This window comes from Candidatus Nitrosopelagicus brevis (assembly GCF_000812185.1).
GTDB lineage: Archaea > Thermoproteota > Nitrososphaeria > Nitrososphaerales > Nitrosopumilaceae > Nitrosopelagicus > Nitrosopelagicus brevis.
The window spans coordinates 439,935-458,760 of the sequence record NZ_CP007026.1 but is presented as its reverse complement, the minus strand read 5'-3'; the positions used below and the strand labels follow the sequence as shown (position 1 = coordinate 458,760).

Annotated in this window: 20 protein-coding genes; 10 read left to right on the top strand and 10 right to left on the bottom strand. The window is 32.8% G+C overall.

Going from position 1 to position 18,826, the window contains the following annotated elements; translation table 11 throughout:
* Window positions 1-6 precede the first annotated feature (6 nt).
* Window positions 7-1,113, top strand: coding sequence for a tetratricopeptide repeat protein (locus T478_RS02750; protein ID WP_048105010.1), 1,107 nt, complete (start codon window positions 7-9; stop codon window positions 1,111-1,113).
* Here the strand turns inward: T478_RS02750 and T478_RS02745 are convergent.
* Genes T478_RS02745 through T478_RS02735 form a run of 3 tightly spaced genes read right to left on the bottom strand, consistent with a single transcriptional unit; the run spans window position 1,110 to window position 3,919 of the window.
* Window positions 1,110-1,316 (bottom strand): hypothetical protein, encoded by a 207-nt coding sequence (locus T478_RS02745; RefSeq protein WP_048105008.1) that lies wholly within the window; start codon window positions 1,314-1,316, stop codon window positions 1,110-1,112. The genes T478_RS02750 and T478_RS02745 overlap by 4 nt on opposite strands.
* A 6-nt stretch (window positions 1,317-1,322) precedes the next feature.
* Complete coding sequence (locus T478_RS02740; RefSeq protein WP_048105006.1) at window positions 1,323-2,120, bottom strand: sulfurtransferase; 798 nt, start codon at window positions 2,118-2,120, stop codon at window positions 1,323-1,325.
* Window positions 2,117-3,919, bottom strand: coding sequence for a nitrite/sulfite reductase (locus T478_RS02735; protein ID WP_048105005.1), 1,803 nt, complete (start codon window positions 3,917-3,919; stop codon window positions 2,117-2,119). The genes T478_RS02740 and T478_RS02735 overlap by 4 nt, the downstream gene beginning before the upstream one ends.
* 160 nt (window positions 3,920-4,079) lie before the next feature.
* Here T478_RS02735 and T478_RS02730 point away from each other — a divergent pair, with 160 nt between their 5' ends.
* From T478_RS02730 to trxB, 3 genes are read left to right on the top strand one after another with little or no spacing between them, the layout of a single operon-like run.
* A complete protein-coding gene (locus T478_RS02730; protein WP_048106821.1) occupies window positions 4,080-4,910 on the top strand; it encodes a sulfide-dependent adenosine diphosphate thiazole synthase in 831 nt (276 codons plus the stop codon).
* A gap of 5 nt (window positions 4,911-4,915) precedes the next feature.
* The gene (locus T478_RS02725; protein ID WP_048105003.1) at window positions 4,916-5,710 is read left to right on the top strand and encodes a DUF6775 family putative metallopeptidase; all 795 of its coding nucleotides are present in this window, start codon (window positions 4,916-4,918) and stop codon (window positions 5,708-5,710) included.
* Window positions 5,711-5,739: 29 nt separating this feature from the next.
* Complete coding sequence (trxB, locus tag T478_RS02720) at window positions 5,740-6,747, top strand: thioredoxin-disulfide reductase (protein WP_048105002.1); 1,008 nt, start codon at window positions 5,740-5,742, stop codon at window positions 6,745-6,747.
* Window positions 6,748-6,749: 2 nt separating this feature from the next.
* Here trxB and T478_RS02715 read toward each other — a convergent pair whose 3' ends face one another.
* The 4 genes from T478_RS02715 to serB all read right to left on the bottom strand — a co-directional run bounded on the left by T478_RS02715 (window position 6,750) and on the right by serB (window position 9,424).
* Window positions 6,750-6,983 (bottom strand): sulfurtransferase TusA family protein, encoded by a 234-nt coding sequence (locus tag T478_RS02715; RefSeq protein ID WP_048104997.1) that lies wholly within the window; start codon window positions 6,981-6,983, stop codon window positions 6,750-6,752.
* 63 nt (window positions 6,984-7,046) lie between these two features.
* Entirely contained in the window at window positions 7,047-7,967 is a 921-nt protein-coding gene (locus T478_RS02710) for a PHP-associated domain-containing protein (protein ID WP_177313235.1), read from the bottom strand.
* Between the two features lie 27 nt (window positions 7,968-7,994).
* Window positions 7,995-8,732, bottom strand: a complete 738-nt coding sequence (cofE, locus tag T478_RS02705; RefSeq protein WP_048104994.1) for a coenzyme F420-0:L-glutamate ligase — start codon at window positions 8,730-8,732, stop codon at window positions 7,995-7,997.
* Between the two features lie 41 nt (window positions 8,733-8,773).
* The gene (gene serB / locus T478_RS02700; protein ID WP_048104992.1) at window positions 8,774-9,424 is read right to left on the bottom strand and encodes a phosphoserine phosphatase SerB; all 651 of its coding nucleotides are present in this window, start codon (window positions 9,422-9,424) and stop codon (window positions 8,774-8,776) included.
* A 102-nt stretch (window positions 9,425-9,526) separates the two neighbouring features.
* Here serB and T478_RS02695 point away from each other — a divergent pair, with 102 nt between their 5' ends.
* Window positions 9,527-9,820, top strand: a complete 294-nt coding sequence (locus tag T478_RS02695; protein ID WP_048104990.1) for a hypothetical protein — start codon at window positions 9,527-9,529, stop codon at window positions 9,818-9,820.
* On the opposite strand, the gene T478_RS02690 is transcribed toward T478_RS02695, so the two are convergent.
* The gene (locus tag T478_RS02690; protein ID WP_425320013.1) at window positions 9,810-10,190 is read right to left on the bottom strand and encodes a DUF6659 family protein; all 381 of its coding nucleotides are present in this window, start codon (window positions 10,188-10,190) and stop codon (window positions 9,810-9,812) included. The two genes, T478_RS02695 and T478_RS02690, sit on opposite strands and share 11 nt — an antisense overlap.
* 80 nt (window positions 10,191-10,270) lie before the next feature.
* Between T478_RS02690 and proS the strand changes: the two genes are divergently transcribed.
* The 4 genes from proS to T478_RS02670 all read left to right on the top strand — a co-directional run bounded on the left by proS (window position 10,271) and on the right by T478_RS02670 (window position 13,287).
* Window positions 10,271-11,713 (top strand): proline--tRNA ligase, encoded by a 1,443-nt coding sequence (gene proS, locus T478_RS02685; protein ID WP_048104988.1) that lies wholly within the window; start codon window positions 10,271-10,273, stop codon window positions 11,711-11,713.
* Between the two features lie 72 nt (window positions 11,714-11,785).
* Entirely contained in the window at window positions 11,786-11,998 is a 213-nt protein-coding gene (locus T478_RS02680; protein ID WP_048104986.1) for a hypothetical protein, read from the top strand.
* Window positions 11,999-12,028: 30 nt separating this feature from the next.
* Window positions 12,029-12,415: a hypothetical protein gene (locus T478_RS02675; protein ID WP_048104984.1), complete on the top strand. Its 387-nt coding sequence runs from the start codon at window positions 12,029-12,031 to the stop codon at window positions 12,413-12,415.
* Window positions 12,412-13,287, top strand: coding sequence for an NAD(P)-dependent oxidoreductase (locus tag T478_RS02670; RefSeq protein ID WP_048104982.1), 876 nt, complete (start codon window positions 12,412-12,414; stop codon window positions 13,285-13,287). The genes T478_RS02675 and T478_RS02670 overlap by 4 nt, the downstream gene beginning before the upstream one ends.
* A 6-nt stretch (window positions 13,288-13,293) precedes the next feature.
* Here the strand turns inward: T478_RS02670 and T478_RS02665 are convergent, their stop codons facing one another.
* Together T478_RS02665 and T478_RS02660 are read right to left on the bottom strand one after the other, a co-directional pair.
* Window positions 13,294-16,824, bottom strand: coding sequence for a chromosome segregation SMC family protein (locus T478_RS02665; protein WP_048104980.1), 3,531 nt, complete (start codon window positions 16,822-16,824; stop codon window positions 13,294-13,296).
* 96 nt (window positions 16,825-16,920) lie between these two features.
* On the bottom strand, window positions 16,921-18,015 hold the full coding sequence (locus T478_RS02660) for an inositol-3-phosphate synthase (protein WP_048104978.1): 1,095 nt from the start codon (window positions 18,013-18,015) through the stop codon (window positions 16,921-16,923).
* Between the two features lie 80 nt (window positions 18,016-18,095).
* On the opposite strand from T478_RS02660, the gene T478_RS02655 reads away from it, so the two are divergent.
* On the top strand, window positions 18,096-18,806 hold the full coding sequence (locus T478_RS02655) for a proteasome assembly chaperone family protein (protein WP_048104976.1): 711 nt from the start codon (window positions 18,096-18,098) through the stop codon (window positions 18,804-18,806).
* Window positions 18,807-18,826: the final 20 nt, after the last annotated feature.

The following is an 18,826-nucleotide window of genomic DNA, read 5'->3' as shown; positions in this document are numbered from 1 at the left end:
TAATTCATGAAGGATAAGAAAAAAGATACATTTCTAGCAAAAAAAGATGAGAGAAGTCTAACAAATGTAAATTATCAAAGAGACAGACTTTTCAAAAAAGGTATCAATTTGATGGCAGACGAAAAGTTAGAAGAAGCCGTAGAAAATTTTGAGATGATATTGAGAGCAGACCCAAATGACGTCGAGGCAATGCTCAAACTCGGATATTCACGATTTCATTTGGATGATCATTCAGAGGCAATGAGAGTTTACGATAAAATTTTAGATATTGATGTAACAAATCCAGAAGCTTGGAATTTAAAATCATTAGTGAATTATGAAAAAAAGAATTATGCAAAAGCATTAGACTGTGTTGAAAAAGCAATAGATTCAGATCCAACATATGGCATGGCATGGTATAACAAAGGATGTTACCTTTCAATGCTGAATCAAGTTCCAGACTCTTTAGAAGCATTAAAACGCTCAATTGAGATTGATGTTAAAAATGCAAGAAAAGCTGTTAAAGACAAAGACTTTGTAAATGTAAGATCAGAAGAAGGTTTCAAACGAATTATTGAAGTTGTTTTAATTGAATCATTAAGACAAGGATATCATACAATTGGATCAATTGTATGGACTACATTCCTTGGAAAAGAAGATACAATCAAAGGATTAGATGAATTAATTTTGAAAGGCGTTGTTGTTAAAAATGAAAAGAGACAAGGATTCAATCAAATCATACCAATTTATGATTTAGTTCCAGATGTTGCAAGCAAACTCGGTGCAAAGAAACGTGGTTTACTTGGTCCAAAAACAATTGGAAAAGTTTCAACACCGGTCAAGAGTCTAAAAGAGGTTGGATTAGCTGTACAAACAACAATGGCCGCAATAGAAAATGAAGATTTAGAAAAGACAGTTGAAAGTTTTGATGCATATATCAATCCAGCAAAATGTGGACAACAAATGATTGATGAGTTTCTAGACGAACACCGTGAGATAAGATTATTCAAAATCAGATTGGATGATAAAGGTCAAGATTACTTAATTGACAATAAAAAGAAAATGTTAGAATTATTTGAAAACATGGAAATGACAGTTACAAAGAAATTAAGAGCTAACGTTCCTCAGAACTAAGTCATAGAATCTTTTTCTTTTTTGATAATTGGAATACCATCAATTATCGATACATCATCTTCTTCATAGACAGTATGCCAACGACCATTATGAGGAAGTAAATTGTTTAGTTCTTCTATTTTTTTATTTGTAGGTTTTTTGTTTAGTAATGCACCCCATTTCATATTTGGAACCTTTGGCATTACATCATTGATATCTTTCATTTTATATCACTCTGCTGAAAGATCCCAATAATTAGCATTTTCTTGTTTATCAATTGGTTTTTCAAGACTTTTCCATTCCTTAAAGGAGTGTACATACAATTTGACATTTGGAATGCCGATTGATTTTAGGGCATAATATGCCAAACCAGACAAAGTGCCTACACTTCCACAATATGTGATTATTTCAGCATCTTCAGGAATTCCTCTATTTTTTAGAAGAGTTTTCATGCCTTCTTTTGTTCGTAAAATTTTTCCATCAGTTGCAAGTGTTCGGTATGGTATGTTTATTGCACCAGGGATATGTTGTTCAAGGTAGTTTAGCCGTTCACGATTATCTATAATTACAACATTTTTGTTTTCTTTGACTTTTTCAAGATATTCTGCAGTGGCCATTATTTCAGGGTTAATTTTTACAGAGTGAGTTGCAGTTTCAATTTCAGGAACTTCAGTGGAAATTTCATATCCAAGATCTTTCCATTGAGAAAATGTTACATCTAACAATTTTACGTCTTTATGTCCAATGTATTGTAAAGCCCAAACTACTCTAGATGACAATGCACCAAATGTATCATCATAAATTACTACAGGAGTTTCATTAGAGATTCCTAAATCTTGTGCAATTTTTTGTATAGATTCAGGACTATCGTCATTGAGAAGTTTAGCCAATGGAAGATTTACTGCATTTGTTATATGACCTTGTTGGTATTCTTGATCTCGTCTCACATCAATAATTCTAATTGAATTTTCTTGGATTTTTTCACGAAGAATTTTTGAACTAATTATTGGGATATCAGAATCAATCATGCTGCACATTCACCCTTTCCAGTTACGGTATGATAGTTAGTATCACTTCCATAATCCATATAGAAATCAGGTTCATCTTCAATTTTTGGAGGTACTATTAATGGCGCAATTTCTTTTTTGATATCTTCAACGCCAGTAATTTTCGAGGATTCATTTCCTTTAACAACTCTATCAATCCATTTGGATAATGTATCATCAGGTTGTTTATTTTCTTTGAATAATTCAATAATTTTTAGAATTACAGGAATTATACGTTTTACAGGAACGCGAGCTGTGTGATGACCAAGCATGGAATCTTCATCAAATTTGCCACCTAACGACATGGTGTAATTTGGGAACATGTCAGTTCCGTGTCTACCACCACCTCCATAGAATCCAATTGTTGCAATTTGGTGTTGTCCACAGGAGTTAGGACAACCGCTAATCTTGATGGTAGAATCTCTCAAATCATCATCTTCATCAAAATTAAGTTCCAAGAATTTTCTTTGTACCTCTTTTGCCAATCTATGAGAGTTGGTTAAAGCCAGATTACAAGATGTGGTTCCAGAACACCCTACTGCAGATGCCATTGTTAATGAGCCAGTTTTTGCAAGACCATTTTCAATTAATCGTGAATAAATTGATTTCAAATCATCATCATGTACATATCGAATTACAATATTTTGGGAGAATCCATTTCTGCCAAAGCCTTCAGCAGAATAATCACGTATAATTTCTGCAACGCTTCGTAGCTGATTAGCTGTTATATCGCCAGCTTCTAAACCAATGAACACAGAGTTAAAACCAGATTGAGATTGTTTTTCAACATTAGTTTTTTCCCATCTTGCATATCCATCAGGAACAGAAGCAGACTCATCATTTACAGAAATTGGTCGTTGAATCTCATTTATGCTATCATCAATGTTTAGTTTAACAATTACAGATTGAGTAGCCTTAACAACAGCTCTTTCTTTTAAAACAAGATTTTGGAATTTTTCCCAACCCAAGTCATTTACTAAATAACGCATTCTGTTTCGTGATAGATTTTTTCTGTCACCCATTCTATCAAAGATTCGGATTACAGCCATCGAGGTATAAAGTAGATCTTCAACAGGAGTAAAATCTTCCAATTCATGTCCAACAAATGAACGATTTCCTAAGCCACCTCCTAAGAATATTTTGAAACCTTTCCTTTTTTCTCCATCAATTTCTTGAATTTGAGGTAAAAGACCAACATCAACAATTCGAATCATTCCATGTTTTTCACAGCATGTAAAATTGAATTTGAATTTACGTGGAAGACCTTGACAAATTGGATTTCTAAGCATGAATTTTGCAATTGCCATTGCATATGGAGTTGCATCAAAAATTTCATCTTTACAAACACCAGATAATGGACTACACATTACATTTCTAACAGTATTACCACATGCTTCACGTGATGTCATTCCAACATCAGAAAGAGATTGCATTATTTCAGAAACATCTTCAAGTATTACCCAGTGTAGTTGAATATTCTCACGAGTTGAAAAATGGGCACTGCCAATTGAGTACATCTCACTTAACTGAGCAATTTTTTCTAATTGATACGGATAGATTTGTCCTGCAGGAACTTTGATTCTGACCATCGCATAATCATCGGTCATACGTGTGCCGTATGCACCATGTTGTAAACGGAATCTACGGAACATATCAGGATCAATCTTGCCTTGTCGGAATAGCTTCACGGTTTCAGCAAAATTTTCTGCTTCTTGTCTTCGGGACCAATCAATCTTTGGCTGTTTATCAGCCGGTTTTGATGGTCTTAGCTGTTGTGCCATCTATTCTTTTTCGATCGCAGTATAGTTATAAGTTTTTGATATGGGTAAGTTATACACATCAACTAAACAAAGTACACATTTTTGCCGGTTTGTGTTAGTATTACCTAATTTTCAATAAAAATACCCAAAGCTATTAATGAGTTTGAGAATGAAAAAATCCATGCAAGAATCAGTAAATGAACAAAGACCAGATAAGATTTTTGCAGATGCAAAAGAAGTAGAAATTACAAGGGCAATTGCAAAAGAGTTTTACGATGTGCTACAAGATAGAGCAGAAAGTGATATTATAATTATAGGAGCTGGACCTGCAGGATTAACCGCATCTAGAGAATTATCATTGATGGGTTACAAAGTATTAGTCATTGAACAAAATAATTATCTAGGCGGAGGGTATTGGCTTGGAGGTTACATGATGAATCCAGTAACAGTACGTGCACCAGCACAAAAAATTTGGGATGAATTAGGTATCCCATACAAAAAAGTTGGCGAGGGATTATATCTTACACCAGGACCACATGCAGTTTCTAAATTAATTGGAGCAGCATGTGATGCAGGAGTAAAATTTTTGAATTTAACAAAGTTTGACGATTTAGTTATGAGACATGGAAGAGTTGCAGGAATCGTTGTTAACTGGATGCCAGTCTCAGCATTGCCAAGAAACATTACATGTGTAGATCCTGTTGCATTGGAAGCAAAAATGATCATTGATGCATCAGGCCACGACTCAGTTGCAGTAAAAAGATTAGTAGATAGACAACTAGTGGAATGGAAAGGAATGAATCCAATGTGGGTAGAAGATGGCGAAGAACACGTAGTACACAAGACAGGAGAGATATATCCAGGATTGGTTGCTGCAGGAATGTCAGTAACTGAGACACATGGATTAGCAAGAATGGGACCAACATTTGGTTCAATGTTATACTCTGGAAAAAGAGCAGCAGAGGTTACTGATCAAAAGATTAAAGAATTTGAGAATCAAATTCCAAAATAATCTATTTGAACTTAAAAAAAATCATATTATACAAAGAACCAGCAATTTCTGAAATTAATACAGAATTATTAACAGAGTTTTTAGAAGAAAAATTTCCAATCAAAGTTGAGATAAAAAATAATGTTTTCAAAGAATTCAGTCTTGAAGATATCAAAAAATTATCAAATATTCGTATCACAGATATTAAAAATCCATTTTCAGAGTATGGGGCAAGTGATGATGAAATTGAATTTGAAAAAAAGTTGTGCGGAGATTCTTCAGTAATGAATTCCACAACCAAGGTTGAAAATGCACAAGAGATTAGTGAAGTTTTCATGTATGATGGTTTTGAATTACAAAAAATTCTTAGATATCTCAATAAAGATAACGAAGTATTACACATCATTCTAACAAATAGATTGACATGTACATTTGATGAAAATGATAAAAGGTATCATGCCAGAGCGGTGATTTGTGCAAACCCTTCAATCATTTCTACCACCGGAATTATTGAAGCCCCGGCAAAGCCAAAAGAATACTATTTTGAAGTAATGAAGTTAAGAACACAAGGGTTAGACATCGAGTCTGCTAAAGAGAAATACAAAGACAAATTTTTAGAATATAACGATAAAAGATTGACCAAAGTTTTGGAAGGTTACATCTTACAAGTCATTTTTTACAATATAACAGGAGAATCATTTTGTGAAGATATTGAATGTAGATTAAATAACGCTCATTGGCAAAAGGATCTTTTATTCTCACAACTTGAAATAAACAAACTATGTAAAAAACACAATGAGATCTTAGCAAATCTAAATTGATTTAAATTATAATCATAAAGTAAATCATTATGATGTCAGGAGATGATAGTTCACTAGTTATGGAAGATAGAGGTTCAAATGATGAACCAAAGACTCCAGATTTTCCAAAAAAAACAAAGACATCGTATGATGTAATTATAATTGGTGCAGGACCTGCAGGATACACTGCAGGAATTTATTGTTCAAGAGCAAGACATGATACACTAATAATTTCAGGGCTTTTGCCGGGCGGTCAGTTAATGAATACAACAGATGTTGAAAATTATCCAGGATTTGATGAAGGAATTATGGGACCAGATTTAATGTTGACAATGAGAAAACAAGCAGAACGAATGAACACCACAATTATCGATGATGTGGTTGTGAATGTAGATTTCCGTGCAAAACCATTCAAGGTTTTAACAGGTTCAGAAGAATATGAAGCAAAAGCCGTAATAGTTTGTACAGGTGCCACACCAAGAAAAATTGGCATAGAAGGTGAGCAAACATTTAGCGGAAAAGGAGTTTCATATTGTGCAACATGTGATGGTGCATTTTTCAGAAATCAAGACATTGCAGTTGTCGGAGGAGGAGATACTTGTATGGAAGAAGCAACATTTCTTACAAAATTTGCATCAAAGGTTCACATCATTCACAGACGAGATGCATTTAGAGCAAGTAAAATCATGCAAGATCGTGCATTAAGCAACGAGAATATCGAAGTTCATTGGAACAGCGTTATTGAAGATATCAAAGGTGACCAAAAAGTTCAACAGATTATTCTAAAAGACACAAAAACTGGGGAAAATAAAACCCTGGAGATGGGAGGAGTTTTTGTAGCAATTGGTCATGAACCAAATACAGAATTATTCAAAAATCAATTGGAGATGGATGAAAATGGATACATCATTCAGAAACAAAATACAGAAACAAGTGTAAAAGGAGTTTTCACTGCAGGAGACGTTCATGATCACAGATACAGACAAGCAGTTACTGCAGCAGGATTTGGTTGTATGTCTGCAATTGATGTTGACAAATATCTATCAGAACAAAAATAAGATTATTTTATTTTTTTAATTGTAAATTCCAGATCACTACCGTTTTTATTCAATTGTACAAGTTCATGACCACGAGTTCTACATAAATCTGTGATGTCATCTTCAGCAGCAGGATCATCTGCTAATACAAGAAGTACTTGACCAACCTGCATTTTTGATAATTCAACTACAGTTTGCATTGCAGGAGAAGGACAGTATAATCCTCTTACATCTAATGTTTTTTCTGGTTCTGACATTTTATCTAATAAAAATATAGTATGTCTATATTAAAATCTAATTCTTTTCAGATTATCTAGAAATTAGATGACCATCTTAGTAATCGTCGGGATATCACGAGTTCTAAATGCATAAGGATCATAGCCTTCAAAATTAATTTTATAAGAAATTCTTCTTAATCCAAATAAGGCAAGTTTGAATGCAACATCCCAAACAAATGAGTTTTTAGTAAACATATAGAATTTGTACATGGAATTGAATAGGCGGAAGTATTTTGGATAAAATTCCTTAACATATTGATCTATGTATTCTTTAGAATTTTCAATTTTATACTGAAGATGTTCTAATACTTCACGACGCGTTACGTATTCCATTTTTTCAATTGAGATTTTACCTTTTTTCATTGCATATAGTATATCATCTAGGTTATTTTCAGAATTTATCAAATTGGTGCATCTTCCAATTGTAGATGCAACATGAGAATCACTTCCAGCTATAGTTAAGAGATTATGTTCTTTGGCAAAAACTTCTGCTTTTTTGTTTGAATAAATGTCAATATTGGCGCTATTGAAAATCTCAAACAAATCACATTTTAATGAATCATCGCGTAAGGCGTCAATCAAACTAAATGGATGTGGAGCAATTGTTACAGCATCCTGTGATTTTGCAGCATCAAGAATCTCATCAATACTTTGAGAGGATTTGATTTCTTCTTGTAAACCATAAACAAGTACATGTGCCTCTTTGTCAGTAGTTATTTCGACAGCAGGATATACTTTGACATTGGAGAACTTTTCATGGCTGTTTTTGTAATCAGTCATTTGTTTGAATCCATCCAGAGTGTTATGATTTGTAACAAATAGTACATCTAATTTTGAATCTAGTGCTTTTTGTAATTGTTCGTTGACAGTAACGTTGCAGTCAAAAGGTGGTTCCAAATCACCCACATGGCCATTTGAGAAAACATTGTGACAATGAAGTTCAGTTCTAAGCATTTCTAACATTTTGTATAAAAATTCACTTTTTATTAATTATCTGAATAGATCTTCCTCTTCTGAACGAAGTATACTCTTGATATTTCCAGTATTTTCTTTAAATTCAAAATTTTTGATTATTGCAGCAGGACATTTTTTGGTTTTACCCATTACAAGCTCTGCTGCAGAACAAAGTTCATCAACTATTGCAGTTGCAGTAACTCTTAAGATTTTGCCAAAGGTGTCTGGGGTTCCCTCATAATGTAAAATGGTATCAATTCCAGATACACCAATTGCATGATCAGTTTGCCCCATTCTGAAAGGGCGTCCAAAAGTGTCTGAAATTATTACAGCAACTTTTTTTCCAGTTTGTTGTAAAATTTTTAATCGTATATTATCAGCAGATTTATCAGAATCTTTTGGAAGTAATGTTGCATATCCATTTTCCACATTACTTTCATCAATTCCCGCATTTGCACAAATAAACCCATGATTAGTTTGAACAATAATTACTCCATGTTCCATTCTAACAATTCTTTGAGATTCAGATAAAATGGCTTGAACTAATTTTGGATCCTTATCATATGCCGAAGCAATACCAATGGATAATTCAGAGGGAATAATAGAATCTAAATTTACAACTCTACCCTCATGTTTTGATATGATTTTTTGCGATATTACCAAAACATCTCCATTTTCAAGAGATGTTTTAGAAGATGACAATAACAAATCAATTAGATCATCGGTAGGTTGAACGTCATTTTTAAAATGAATAGGAATTATTTGTAAGGTCAACAATTAATGAAAAAAATTGCTATAATTGAGTTTTTTCAATCTTATGAGGATACAGGGATGGGCAATTGCATAGAATAATGCTCATTAATTATAGGAATGATTTTTGCAAGATCCTTTTCCTCAAGGGTAGTAGTTGCAAGGTCTTTTACCAAATCTTGTGCACGATATGCAATTCCAAGATTAGAAATATCAAATAATTTTATGTCATTAGCACCATCAACAATAACTACAATTTCGTCTTTAGGAACATTCCATTCTTCGATTTTAACTCGAGCAGATTTTGCTTTATCTGAATCAACATTAATTTTTACACCATCAAGTTTTCCATCTTTGAATATCAATTCATTTGTATAGACATGATCAAGGTTTAGTTCTTCTTTTAGTCTATCTGTCATTATAGTAAATCCTCCAGAAACAGCCATTACTTTCCATCCCGCATTCTTGAGAGTTTGGCATGCTTCTCGTGCACCAGTCATTATAGGTAAAGAATCAGCAACTTGTTTACAAGTTTCAAAGTCAATACCCTTTAGAAGTTCAACTCTTTTGATTAGACCTTCTTCCCAATTTATTGAACCTTGAATACCTTTTTTTGTTATATCCCAAATCTCTTTTTCTTTGTTAACTTTTTCAGCTAGAATTGGCAGATATTCTGCGTCATACAATACTCCTTCAACATCAAAAATAGCTAGCATTATTTTCTATTTTGACAAAAAAAGTTCATCATATAAAAGTTGAAACAAGACAATCCGATCTGTAATAGCTAGTAATAAATCAGCCCTCATGGAGTTTTTGATATGGTTGACGAATTAGAACACAAATACGAAGTTAAAGTTCAAACAAGAGAAGGACGACAAAAACTTCCAGACGATGTAAAAGCAATCCTCAAAGAAGGAGGAATGATGGATGAAAAAGGAAAATTGAAGCTGAAAGGAGTTAGCCCAAAAATGCTAAAAAGAATGAAGCAAGAATTTGTTGAATGTCCAGTCTTAAAAGATGAGATTCATTTCATTCAATGTTTTGTTTGTTCAAACTTTCAAAGCAGAGTTATGGGAAATGTCTTGTGTAAAGGCGACTCACTCAAAGATTAGCTGCTATTCTCTTAATTTGAGAAACAATCTTCATTTTTCGTTGTATTGTTAGTTCAGGTTCCATTGTAAAGAAAATAGTTTTTCGACTAGTGTAAATAACAAATTGAGTTACCTTTTCACGTTCAACGTGAACATATCTTACCTTTCCAAGTGGACGGTCAAATTCTTTTCTCATTTTACGTCTTTGAGATACCTGTTTACAAAAATGTTCTTCCTGATGTTGAGATTCAAGTGAGTTTTTACCTGTTTTCATAATTCCTTCAACAATATTGCCTTTAAGATCAATTATAGATGCAAATCTCATTTGAGAATCTAGAGCAATAATTTTTTCAACTATACTAAGAAGATCCTGTTTTGCCATATTCTTCATAATTCAATATTTTCAATATAATTCTAGGTTTTAGTATGTAGAAACAAGACTAAATAATTACAAAATTCTTGTCTTTTCAAATGGGAAAAGAGATTGGAGTAACCGTAAAAAAATCAGAAGATTTTAGCGAATGGTATACACAAACTGTGATAAAATCAGAGTTGGCAGATTACGCTCCAGTTAAAGGACTGATTGTTCTAAGACCTGACGGATATTCAATTTGGGAATCACTGAAATCATCACTTGATAAAAAATTTGCAGATACAGGTCATAGAAATGGATTTTTACCAACTTTAATTCCAGAATCACTCTTAACAAAAGAAAAAGATCATTTTGCAGGATTTAATCCAGAAGTATTTTGGGTAACTAAATCAGGAGACGGAGAGCTTGGCGATAGATTAGCATTAAGACCAACATCAGAAACTTTAGCATACACATTATTTGCAAAATGGATTAGAAGTTGGAGAGATTTGCCTTTAAAAATTAATTTTTGGAATACAGCATTGAGAGCAGAAATTAAAGCAACAAAACCATTTTTGAGAACATCAGAATTTCTTTGGCAAGAAGGACATACGGTTCATGTTAATAGTGAAGAAGCTGAAAAAGAAGTTACAGACATTTTAGAATTATATAAAAAAACAGTTGAAGAAGAATTAGCAATTCCAGTAATTACTGGAAAAAAATCAGAGAAAGAAAAGTTTGTAGGTGCAGTTTATACTCTTACAATGGAATCATTGATGCCTGATGGCAAAGCACTACAAATGGGAACATCACATTTCCTTGGACAGAATTTTTCAAAACCATTTGAACTAAAATATGCTGATAAAGAAAATGTTGAAAGTTATGCATGGCAGACATCATGGGGAGTTTCATGGCGACTGATTGGTGGAATGATCATGGTTCATGGTGATGATAGAGGGTTAGTGTTGCCTCCAAGAGTTGCACCAATTCAAGTGATCATAATTCCAATTTATTATTCAGATGAGGATAAAGAAAAAATTGAAAAAATCTCAAAAGAAATTGAAGAGAAATTAAAAGATGCCAAAATTAGAGTGCAAGTGGACAATAGAGAACAACTTACACCAGGTTTCAAATTTAATGAATGGGAAATGAAAGGAATCCCATTACGAATTGAGATTGGTCCAAAAGATTTAGAAAAAAATCAGGTAACATTTGCTAGAAGACATAATCGTCAAAAAGATGATCAAGCAATCACAGGTCTTGTAGAAAGAGTAGTTTCAGAATTAGATAAAATTCATAATGATATGTTTTCAGATGCTAAGAAAATTCTAGAAGATAGAACCTCCGAAGTAAACACATATGATGAATTTAAGACTGAACTTGAAAAAGGACGACTGATTAAAGCACCAATTTGTGATAATCCAAAATGTGAAGAAGAAATTAAAGAAGAAACTAGCGCTGATGTGAGAGTAATAACAAATGATGCAAAAGATACAAGTTCAAAATGCATAAAATGTTCAGATCAGAGTACTATTAGACCACTATTTGCAAGAGGCTACTAGTAATTCATTTTAACATAAATCCAATTTTTCATACAGAGCAAATATCTATAACTGAAAATCTAGTTAAATTGAATGCAAGAAAAAAAGAAAAGTGGATTACCAATCATCGATTCCACAGAAATGCCTGAATCACTTGACTGCACAACCTGTTTGTTACCTATGCAATACCAGAAAAAAATTGAAGACAAATTTGTGTGGCAGTGTTTTAGATGTGGGAAAAAGTATTTTGTTCATACTGAAAATGAGAAAACCGTCATTGAAGAAACATGGGGACCTCCAAGATAACTTCATGTATAGTGAAATTAGTAGTAAAGCATGAGAGAATCAGAAACATTTGGTTCAGAAGAAGGCTCAGGTGAAGAGCTTGTACAATGGCTTAATGAAGAAGCTAAGAAAAAAAAGATGAAGTTTGAAGCAAGATTGTACGATTATGTGATAAAAACGGAAAATTTTGGTACATTTGAAATGTTTTCATGGATGGGAGATGTAAAAACTGCAAGAAGTTTAATTGTTAAAGCAAGTAAAAAATTTAGAGTCAAAGTTATAGAAGGCGGATACAAAGCCAAAGAAAAAATCTACAGTACAAAAAAAGCAGATTTTGCAATGGTTAGAAAAGGAGATAGGATAATAGGTCATTTGAAATTTACTGCACCTAGAATTGGCAAAGGAGATTGGGAATTAGTTGAGGAGGAAAGAAGATGATGAAAATTGGAATTGTTGGAACAGGAATGTTAGGTGAAGCAGTGGGGCTACACTTACTTGATGTAGGTTACAAAATAACAGTTTTTAATAGAAGTAAAGAAAAAACAGAAAAACTTGAAAATAAAGGAGCTTTAGTTGTAGATTCTCCAAAAAATGTTGCTGAAAATTCTGAGTTGGTAATAATGGTGGTAAAAGATGCAAATGCAGTGAAGGATGTAGTTTTTGGAGATTGTGGAATATTGGCAGGTAGACATGAGGGAATGTGTATAGCAGATATGAGTACAATAAATCCAAATTCAACAAGAGAAATTTCAAAAAAAGTTACAGAAGACGGCATAGACTATATGGAAATACCAGTCATGGGAGGCCCAAATGTTGCAATTAATGGCAAGTTAGTAATCATGGCATCAGGTAAAAAAGAAGTTTTTGAAAAATTCAAAACCATTTTTGAATCTATAGCAGACCAATCAATTTACTTGGGAGATACAGGAACTGCGCATTCAATAAAACTTGCAATGAACTTACAAATCGCAATGTTGGCATTATCACTTTCAGAAGGAATTACATTGACAAAAAAAGCAGGATTTGATCCAGAAATATTTCTCAAAGTATTGAATTCTACTTATTTCAAAACAGGAATGAGTGAAGGAAAGGCACACAAAATGATCAATGATAGTGTAAAACCAACGTTTACTCTCGCAAATCTCAAAAAAGACTTGGACACAATCAACGATGCAGCAGAATCCTTTGATGCAGAGTTGCCAATGGCAAAGATTGCAAGAAAGATTTACGCAGATGCTACTGATGCAGGATTTGGAGATATCGATTATACAGGAATAATTTCATACATTAGAAAATTATCAAAAGAATAACTATTGTTAAGTTTCTAGGGAAGACAGGAGTCTCTTGTCTTTGTATTTTATTACATGAGATACTCCATGTTTTGGAAATACACCATAAATTAGCCGTGCCTTTTCTACAACAGAATCTTTGAGTGAAACCATGATAAATTGACTACCTTCAGATCTTTCTTTGATTATGTTGGATAATTTTTCAGCATTTGGTGCATCAAGGTGAGCATCAACTTCATCAAACATGTAAAACGGTGAAGGGTTAAGTTTTTGGAGCGCAAGTACAAAGACAGTTGCAGCAAGAGTTTTTTCACCACCACTGATTGATGTTGATTCCCTTTTTGGTTTTCCAGGGAATTGAATTAGATAGTTTAATCCAGAATTAAATATATCATCCTCATTTTCAAGTTCTAACCAAGCACTTCCGCCAGTCATTTTTGAAAATGCGTCTTTAACTTGAGTGTCAACAGTATCAAATGCGTCAAGGAATGTCTGTCTCTTGTCTTTTTCCACGGATTCAATAAATGCAACAATTGTATTACGTTCTTTTTCAAGCATATTCTTTTTGGATGATGAGGATTTGTATCCATTTGAAATTTCGACATATTGTAATGGTGCACCTGCATTTAGAGAATTCTTTATACGATTTTGTTCAGATTCAAGGGATGTTATAGTGGATTCAACATCAAATACTTCGATACTAATATCGAACCCAAAGGTAGCAAGCAGTGAGGTGATTTTGGATTCTTTTTGACGTAGATCAGTAAGATCTCTATTTAGTGCATCAGTATTACGTTCACGTAAAGTAATTTCTTTTGTGGAATCACGTTCTTTTGAGTTCAGACTTTCAAGGCTATTATCAAATTCTGTCATTTGTTCTACAGAAGTGCCAGAGGTTGAGATAAGTTTTTGTTCATCGTCACGAAGTGTTACAAGTTCTGTTTCAGTTGTTTCTTTTTCTTTAGTTAAACGACGTATGTCAACTTCTAAATGATATTTTTCTTGATCCATAGAAGATACAGTATGTCGAAGATTTTTTCTCTCTCCAGTAATTTTTGTATCATGTGCCATAAGTTCAGCAAGATGTCTCTCTTTTTTCTTCAAATCATTTTGAATTGGTTCTAATTTTTTATCTTGTTCTAAGATTTGTTCATTTACAAGTTTTATCTCATTTGCAATTCTATCCATTTGAGGTTCGGCGTAATTATCTCTAACAAGTTTTATTTGAGATTCTAATGATTCTAAATGCGATTTACGATTAGTTAATTCTCGTGAAATTCTTTCCTGTGTTCTAGTTAATTGGTTGATTCTTGTTTCAAATGATTTTTTGTTGTTTGAAATTTGAGAAATTCGAGATTTTAGTTCAGAAAGACTGTTTGAGGTAGTATTCATTCCTACTTCAGACAAAGACAATCTTTTTTCATAATTGTTTACTAGTAAATCGAGTTTTTTGGCACGATTTTTCTTTTTTGTGACTGTTAGTCTAAGTGCAGAAATCATTTGCTGAAGACCTTCAACAGAATCACTCATGTTGATAATTTTGGTTAATTTTGAGATTTTTGAGTTATTGTCAATTACAACAGATGTTGTTTTTGCTTCAAAATATTCTCCAGATAGAGTAATTGTTTTGAAACCAGATTTTGATAAGTTGATTGCAATATTTCGTGATTCAACTAATACAACATTTCCAAAGAGGAAGTTTTTGAGTGATGAGAATTTATTTTCACATTTTACATAATCAGATAATATTCCCAAAACACCAGTTTGTTTTGGACATTCAATTTTCACTTGAGGTATAGATTCCAACGGTATGATTTTGAGTTTTGGCAATTTTTTATCTGTAACAAATTCTGCAAGAGAAATAAGAGATTCAAAGTCTTTTACAACTACAGCTTTAATCCAATTTGAGCAAACTGCAAGAGATGCACGCTCATATTTTTTATCCCAAGAGAGTATCTCATAAACTAAACCTTCTATTCCCAAGTCTTGTGTGCTATGTTTGAGTTTAGATATTGAATAATCTTCATGCATTATTCCTTTTGCAAATTTAATTTTAGTTTCATATTTGTTTGCACCTTTTGATGATGCATCAATTAATTCAGATAATTCATGTATGTCATGTTCAGATCTTTTTTTGTCATCAGTAAATTTTTTAATTCGTAAATTAATTTCAGAAATAGAATGTTTATGGTTTTCAATAATACGTTCTAGTTTTATTTTTTGTTGCTCTAAAGTATCAAGACTATTTACAAGAGAATTGAATTTTTCTTGATTAGAAGAAAGTTTTTCTTTTCCATTAGTTGATGCAGATTCAAATTCACCAACAGCCAATTTTGTTGCCGTTATTTTATCAGTCAATCTTTGAATTTTTTGATCAACATCACGTTTTTGTGTAATAACTTGTGATTGTTTTTTCATGGCTTCAGTTTTTTGAATTCTAAGATTTTTTGTTTTTTCATCAAATGATTTTTCAGTTTCACGAATATTATTTATTTCAGTTTTAAAGTAAGAAATTTGTGATTCAGAAAATGATTTTTGTATTTGTAAATTATCAAGATCTATTTTATGACTAGGTAAATTTGTATCAATTTCAGTTAAACGATTAGTACTTGTTTTGATTAAACTATCAGCCTCATCAAATTTTTGTCGATGCATACTTAATTTTGTCTCAATTTCAGATTTGGATTTATTGTATGCGTTTACTTCATCCATAAATTTAGTTTTTTGAGCCCGTATCTCAGAGGCATCTTTTCGTATGGATGCCCGTTCTTCTTCTAGATGTTTTATTTCAGAATTTAATGAATTTAGGGTCTTATCCTTTGACACTTTTTCAGATTGTATTGATTTCAAACTACTTGCAGCAGATATTGCACGATAACGGTTTAATTCACGCTCAAGTATATCATATCGAAGTTTTTTATTTCGTTCCTCCTCTAATTCATCAATTCGTTTCTTTACCTCACCCATCTTAGCCATCGCAATTTCGAGTTTATGATCAGCATCTGTCAGTTGTTTTTCTGCTTCCTTTTTCTTTTCATCAAATGCAGAAAGACCAATCAAATCTTCAATAACAATTCTTTTTTCCTCTGATGTCATTTCAGAAATTCGAGTAACAGTTCCTTGTTGGACATTGTTAATTTGATTTAGACCTGCATTTGCAATTTCCATCAGATCAAGAATTTTTGAACGTATTACCTTCTTCTTGTTCAGATAATAGATATTGTCGCCTTTATCATTCATTTCTCTTGTAATTGTAACAATATCAGAATCAACCGGAATCTTTCGATCTAAATTATCAAAATGTACACTGGTTCTTGCCATTTTAGGCCCACGTCTAGCTGCACCTTCAACATCATGCATGAGTCCACGTAAATTTGGAGCACGCATTACTTTAGGTCTATTTTCACCCAGTGCAAAAGTAATTGCATCTAAGATGTTACTTTTACCAGAACCGTTTGGACCAGAGATTGATACCAATCCAGGTTCAAAATCTACAATAGTATTTTTGAACCCAAATGATTTGAATCCAAAGATCTCAACTTTTTTTACATGAACCAATAAAGAATATGATGTTTAGACTTGCATAATTAATGTGAACAAGTAATGTTGACTTTGGAAACAAACTTTGTAATGCTACTAAGTAGATTGTAGAGGTTATTCGTCTTTCACAAAGGCTTCGATTTTACTTTTTGCTACAGGATCAGTCATTTGTTCTATCGGATGTTTCATGAGATATGCAGAAGCAGGAATAATTGGACCGCCCAAGCCTCGATCAAGAGCAATTTTTGCAAGACGAATAGCATCAATTACTATTCCAGCAGAATTTGCCTTATCATCTACTTCTAAACGAACCTCCATGTTGTACGGAATATTTGCCCATTGCCTGCCTTCAATTCTCATGAACATTAATTTTGTATTTCCTAAGAATGGAATAAAGTCTGAAGGACCCACATAGATATTATCATCATCTAATCTGTCTGTTAATTGACTTTGAACACTTTCAGTTTTTGAAATTTTTTTACTAATAAGACGTTCTTGCTCCTTCATGTTGAGAAAATCTGTATTTCCGCCTACGTTAATCTGGTAGGTTTTTTCTATTTTCGTTCCACGCTCATCACATAATCGTGCAAGTGTTCTATGAACAATAGTTGCTCCAACTTGACCCTTAATGTCATCACCAATGATTGGGATGTTTTTATCAGTGAATTTTTGTGCCCATTCTTTATCAGATGCAATGAATGCAGGCATGCAATTAACAAATGCAGTATTTGTATCCAAGCATACTTGAGCCCAGAATTGTGTTGCTTTTTCTGAGCCTACAGGTAGATATGATACTATGATTTCAGTTCCAGTTTCTTCTAAAACCTTGATAATTTCTTCTCGTAATTCAGATTCAGATTTTCCACTTTCGATTGGTTTAACCTTATTTTCAACCCATATGCCAACTCCATCAAGTGCAGGACTTTCATAGACATTTCCATTAGCTTTAGGCATGTCATTTTTGTCAATCCAATTTACCATATTTGGTGATTCATAGATGGCATCATTGATTGGTTTTCCAACTTTATTTGCTCCAACATCAAATCCAGCTACAAATTCAATATCATGAATAGTGTAATCACGTAAATTTTCATGGATTATTCCAGTAACCTTTTGAGAAGGATTTTTTGAATAATATTCAATTCCTTGAATTAGTCCAGAAAAACAGTTTCCTAAACCAACTAATGCGACTTTAATTTTTTCAGGCATTCGTCAAATTGTGAATTACTTACAGTTTAAAGTTTTCCTAGAATAACAAATTATTTTACATGCAATGTATGGAGTATAATATGACTAAAGACATAGAAATCAAGGAGATCGTACCGGTAGATTTGGAAGGAGGGACATTAGTTAATGGATTCCCATCATCTGGAATAACAAGTGCAATAGCTACAGAATCTTTGATTAATACGTCTAATTTTGAGTTACAAGCAAATATCGATTCAGAAAAATTTCCACCAATAAGTGTCATAAAAAATGGTATGCCAAATTATGCAACTAGAATATTTGTAAACAGAGATCTTAAAGTTGGAATATTTTCATCATTTCTTACACTTGATGTTACAATGCACCGAACTGCTGCAAGAATGATGTTAGATTGGGCAGAAGAGAAAAAATGTTCAACTATTGTAAGTAGTATCACAGTCAAAGGATCAAATGATGTAGAAGTATTTGGAGTTGCATCAACGGGAAATGCAAGAGGAAAACTTGTTGAAAATGGGATTACAATGGTAGATCATGCAACAATTCCAGGAATATCCGGAATATTGTTGAATGAGGGTGCGTCACGTGGTCAAGATGTCATAGTATTACTAGTTAGTTCAAATAAAGAAATTCCAGATTTCAAAGCAACTGCAAATTTGTGTGAAACATTTTCTAAAATTATCCCAGGCATATCTTGTAATATGACAAAATTAGAAAATGAATCAAAAATTATTGAAGAACAATTGCAACAAGCAACTCAAGATACAAAAAATTTAGGCGACCACATCTATCGTTAATATCTAGAGCATATTCAATT

Excerpts from the sequence above, each read along its gene's own strand:
- T478_RS02680 (WP_048104986.1), top strand. The coding sequence starts at position 11,786 with ATGCAAGAAAAAAAGAAAAGTGGATTACCAATCATCGATTCCACAGAA.
- T478_RS02740 (WP_048105006.1), bottom strand. The coding sequence starts at position 2,120 with ATGATTGATTCTGATATCCCAATAATTAGTTCAAAAATTCTTCGTGAA.
- T478_RS02745 (WP_048105008.1), bottom strand. The coding sequence starts at position 1,316 with ATGAAAGATATCAATGATGTAATGCCAAAGGTTCCAAATATGAAATGG.
- T478_RS02655 (WP_048104976.1), top strand. The coding sequence starts at position 18,096 with ATGACTAAAGACATAGAAATCAAGGAGATCGTACCGGTAGATTTGGAA.
- T478_RS02750 (WP_048105010.1), top strand. The coding sequence starts at position 7 with ATGAAGGATAAGAAAAAAGATACATTTCTAGCAAAAAAAGATGAGAGA.
- T478_RS02675 (WP_048104984.1), top strand. The coding sequence starts at position 12,029 with ATGAGAGAATCAGAAACATTTGGTTCAGAAGAAGGCTCAGGTGAAGAG.
- T478_RS02690 (WP_425320013.1), bottom strand. The coding sequence starts at position 10,190 with ATGAAGAATATGGCAAAACAGGATCTTCTTAGTATAGTTGAAAAAATT.
- T478_RS02730 (WP_048106821.1), top strand. The coding sequence starts at position 4,080 with ATGCAAGAATCAGTAAATGAACAAAGACCAGATAAGATTTTTGCAGAT.
- proS (WP_048104988.1), top strand. The coding sequence starts at position 10,271 with ATGGGAAAAGAGATTGGAGTAACCGTAAAAAAATCAGAAGATTTTAGC.
- T478_RS02660 (WP_048104978.1), bottom strand. The coding sequence starts at position 18,015 with ATGCCTGAAAAAATTAAAGTCGCATTAGTTGGTTTAGGAAACTGTTTT.
- serB (WP_048104992.1), bottom strand. The coding sequence starts at position 9,424 with ATGCTAGCTATTTTTGATGTTGAAGGAGTATTGTATGACGCAGAATAT.
- T478_RS02715 (WP_048104997.1), bottom strand. The coding sequence starts at position 6,983 with ATGTCAGAACCAGAAAAAACATTAGATGTAAGAGGATTATACTGTCCT.
- T478_RS02695 (WP_048104990.1), top strand. The coding sequence starts at position 9,527 with ATGGTTGACGAATTAGAACACAAATACGAAGTTAAAGTTCAAACAAGA.
- T478_RS02670 (WP_048104982.1), top strand. The coding sequence starts at position 12,412 with ATGATGAAAATTGGAATTGTTGGAACAGGAATGTTAGGTGAAGCAGTG.
- trxB (WP_048105002.1), top strand. The coding sequence starts at position 5,740 with ATGATGTCAGGAGATGATAGTTCACTAGTTATGGAAGATAGAGGTTCA.
- T478_RS02710 (WP_177313235.1), bottom strand. The coding sequence starts at position 7,967 with ATGTTAGAAATGCTTAGAACTGAACTTCATTGTCACAATGTTTTCTCA.
- T478_RS02735 (WP_048105005.1), bottom strand. The coding sequence starts at position 3,919 with ATGGCACAACAGCTAAGACCATCAAAACCGGCTGATAAACAGCCAAAG.